General features: G+C 70.8%; 3 protein-coding genes. 1 reads left to right on the plus strand and 2 read right to left on the minus strand.

Annotated elements, in window-relative coordinates:
• Positions 1–225 precede the first annotated feature (225 nt).
• Both N864_RS21400 and N864_RS21405 read right to left on the minus strand, forming a co-directional pair.
• Entirely contained in the window at positions 226–459 is a 234-nt protein-coding gene (locus tag N864_RS21400; RefSeq protein ID WP_034722206.1) for a DUF1059 domain-containing protein, read from the minus strand.
• Between the two features lie 104 nt (positions 460–563).
• The gene (locus N864_RS21405) at positions 564–1745 is read right to left on the minus strand and encodes an acyl-CoA dehydrogenase family protein (protein ID WP_034722207.1); all 1182 of its coding nucleotides are present in this window, start codon (positions 1743–1745) and stop codon (positions 564–566) included.
• A gap of 104 nt (positions 1746–1849) precedes the next feature.
• On the opposite strand from N864_RS21405, the gene N864_RS21410 reads away from it, so the two are divergent.
• Positions 1850–2473, plus strand: a complete 624-nt coding sequence (locus tag N864_RS21410; protein ID WP_034722208.1) for a TetR/AcrR family transcriptional regulator — start codon at positions 1850–1852, stop codon at positions 2471–2473.
• Positions 2474–2532: the final 59 nt, after the last annotated feature.

Genomic DNA, 2532 nt, shown 5'->3' on the forward strand with positions numbered 1-2532 from the left:
TCGGGCAGCAGCCCTTCGGCGGAGGCCGCGCGTCGGGGACGAACGACAAGGCCGGCGCGGCGCAGAACCTGCTGCGCTGGACGAGCGTGCGCTCGATCAAGGAGACGTTCGTCCCGCCGACCGAGCACGGCTATCCCCACATGGGCTGAGAGGCTCCTCCCCCTCTCGCGTCGAGCCTGAGCCGCCGGGGCAGCCCGGCGGCTCAGGCTTCGGCGACCCTGCCGGTCAGGCCTCGGGCAGCGCCTCAAAGAGCTGCTTGGCGTCCCGGTACCAGCCGAGGGACCGCTTCGGGTGTCGCCAGCGGGCCTTCATCTGCTCGCGCGCCGACTGGTGGGCGGTGTCGCCGGCGCGCTCCTCCTTGAGGTGGCGGTCCTGCGCCTTGATGACGTCATCAGCGCTCTCGCCGCGGTGCTCGACGTCGCATGGTCCGCCCAGCTGGCGGCAGGTCATCGTCTTCATCTTGGTCGTCCTTCCAGGTGAGGCGTCAGGTGGTGCTTCTGCCTGTCTGACGATCCGGGGGACGCGAATGTGACATGCGCCGGCTCGGGCTGCCGACCGCCGGGTCAGCGGAAGGCGGCCTCACCGGTGACCGCCTTGCCGATCACGAGCTGGTGGACCTCGGAGGTGCCCTCGTAGGTCAGCACCGACTCGAGGTTGTTGGCGTGTCGCATGACCGGGTACTCCGTCGTGATACCCGCCGCGCCGAGGATGGTGCGGCACTCCCGGGCGATGGCGATGGCCTCGCGCACGTTGTTGAGCTTGCCGAGGCTGACCTGCTCGGGGGCGAGCCGCTCCTCGTCCTTGAGCCGGCCGAGGTGCAGCGCGAGCAGCATCCCCTTGCCGAGCTCGAGGGTCATGTCGGCGAGCTTGGCCTGGGTCAGCTGGTACGACGCCAGCGACCGGTCGAAGATCTGCCGGTCCTGCGCGTAGCGGATGGTCGTCTCGAGGCAGTCCCGAGCCGCACCGAGCGCGCCGAAGACGATGCCGTAGCGGGCTTCGTTGAGGCACGAGAGCGGCCCTGACAGGCCCGCGACCTCGGGCAGCACGGCCGAGCCGGGCAGGCGCACCTCGTCGAGGACCAGCTCGCTGGTGACCGAAGCCCGCAGCGACAGCTTCCGCTTGATCTCCGGTGCCGAGAAGCCGGGCGTGTCGGTCGGCACGACGAACCCGCGGATCCGGTCGTCGGTCTGCGCCCACACGACGGCGACGTCCGCGACCGAGCCGTTGGTGATCCACATCTTGTTGCCGGTCAGGACCCAGTCGTCCCCGTCGCGGCGCGCGCGAGTGCGCATGCCGGCCGGGTTCGACCCGAAGTCGGGCTCGGTCAGCCCGAAGCAGCCGATCGCCTCGCCGGCGGCCATCCGCGGCAGCCACTCCTGCTTCTGCTCCTCCGAGCCGTGCTTCCAGATCGCGAACATCGCCAGCGACCCCTGCACCGAGACGAGGGAGCGCAGACCCGAGTCGCCGGCCTCGAGCTCCATGCACGCCAGGCCGTATGCCGTGCCGCTCGTCCCCGCGCAGCCGTAGCCCTCGAGGTGCATCCCGAGCACGCCGAGCTGCCCGAGCTCCTTGGCGAGGTCGCGCGCCGGCAGCGACCCCGTGTCGTACCACTCACCGATCTCGGGGCGGATCCGGTCCTCGACGAAGCGGCGCACCGTGTCCCGAATGGCGCGGTCCTCCTCACCGATCAGAGCGTCGGTGCCGAACAGCTCGAGCGGGGCGGTCGGGGCTGGGGGGCGTGCCATGTGAGTCTCCATCCCAGTAGGCTACTGATGTTCGGATCATAACCGAACGTTGTTCGTTAGGACAACGGGTGGCCCAGCCAGTGGCCGACACACGGAGAGGCAGCATGGCCAGACCACGAACTCCCCTGCTCAGCACCGCCGCGATCCGCGACACCGCCCTGCGCCTCATCGACGAGCACGGCCTCGCCGCGCTGTCGATGCGCCGGCTCGCCGACGCCCTCGGGGTGCAGCCGTCGTCCCTCTACGGCCACTACGCCAACAAGGACGACGTGCTCGACGCGGTGGCGAACCTCCTCATCGCCGAGGTGGACACGAGCGGCTTCGCGCACAGCTGGCGGGACGGCCTGCTGGCCTGGGCGCGCTCCTACCGGGCGGTCCTCGCCGCCCACCCGAACTGCGTTCCACTCATCGCCTCCGGCACGCAGCGCCGGGAGCAGTTCCTCGAGATGGCGAATTCCGTCCACGGCGGACTCGTCGGCGCCGGCTGGCCGCCCCGGCGCGCCACCGAGATCTCGGGCGCCGTGAAATACCTCGTCATCGGCGCCGCCTCGACGCCGTTCGCGTCCGGCTTCGCCGACGACGTGCAGGTCTACCTCGACCGCTACCCGCACCTGACCCAGGCCCACCGCCTCCGGGCCGAGGCCACCCGGATCGACCGGGACAGCTTCGAGCTCGGGCTCACCTGCCTCATCCGCGGACTCGAGCAGGGCCCGGGCGCCGTCGGCTGACCGACGCATCGGACCCTTCGCTCAAGCGAGGGCACGTAGTGAGGGGAGGACGTCGGCGG

This window comes from Intrasporangium chromatireducens Q5-1, from assembly GCF_000576575.1.
Classification (GTDB): Bacteria; Actinomycetota; Actinomycetes; order Actinomycetales; family Dermatophilaceae; genus Intrasporangium_A; species Intrasporangium_A chromatireducens.

What these genes read in the sequence shown, in the direction of transcription:
- N864_RS21400 (WP_034722206.1), bottom strand. Translation starts at nt 459, where the DNA reads ATGAAGACGATGACCTGCCGCCAGCTGGGCGGACCATGCGACGTCGAG.
- N864_RS21405 (WP_034722207.1), bottom strand. Translation starts at nt 1,745, where the DNA reads ATGGCACGCCCCCCAGCCCCGACCGCCCCGCTCGAGCTGTTCGGCACC.
- N864_RS21410 (WP_034722208.1), top strand. Translation starts at nt 1,850, where the DNA reads ATGGCCAGACCACGAACTCCCCTGCTCAGCACCGCCGCGATCCGCGAC.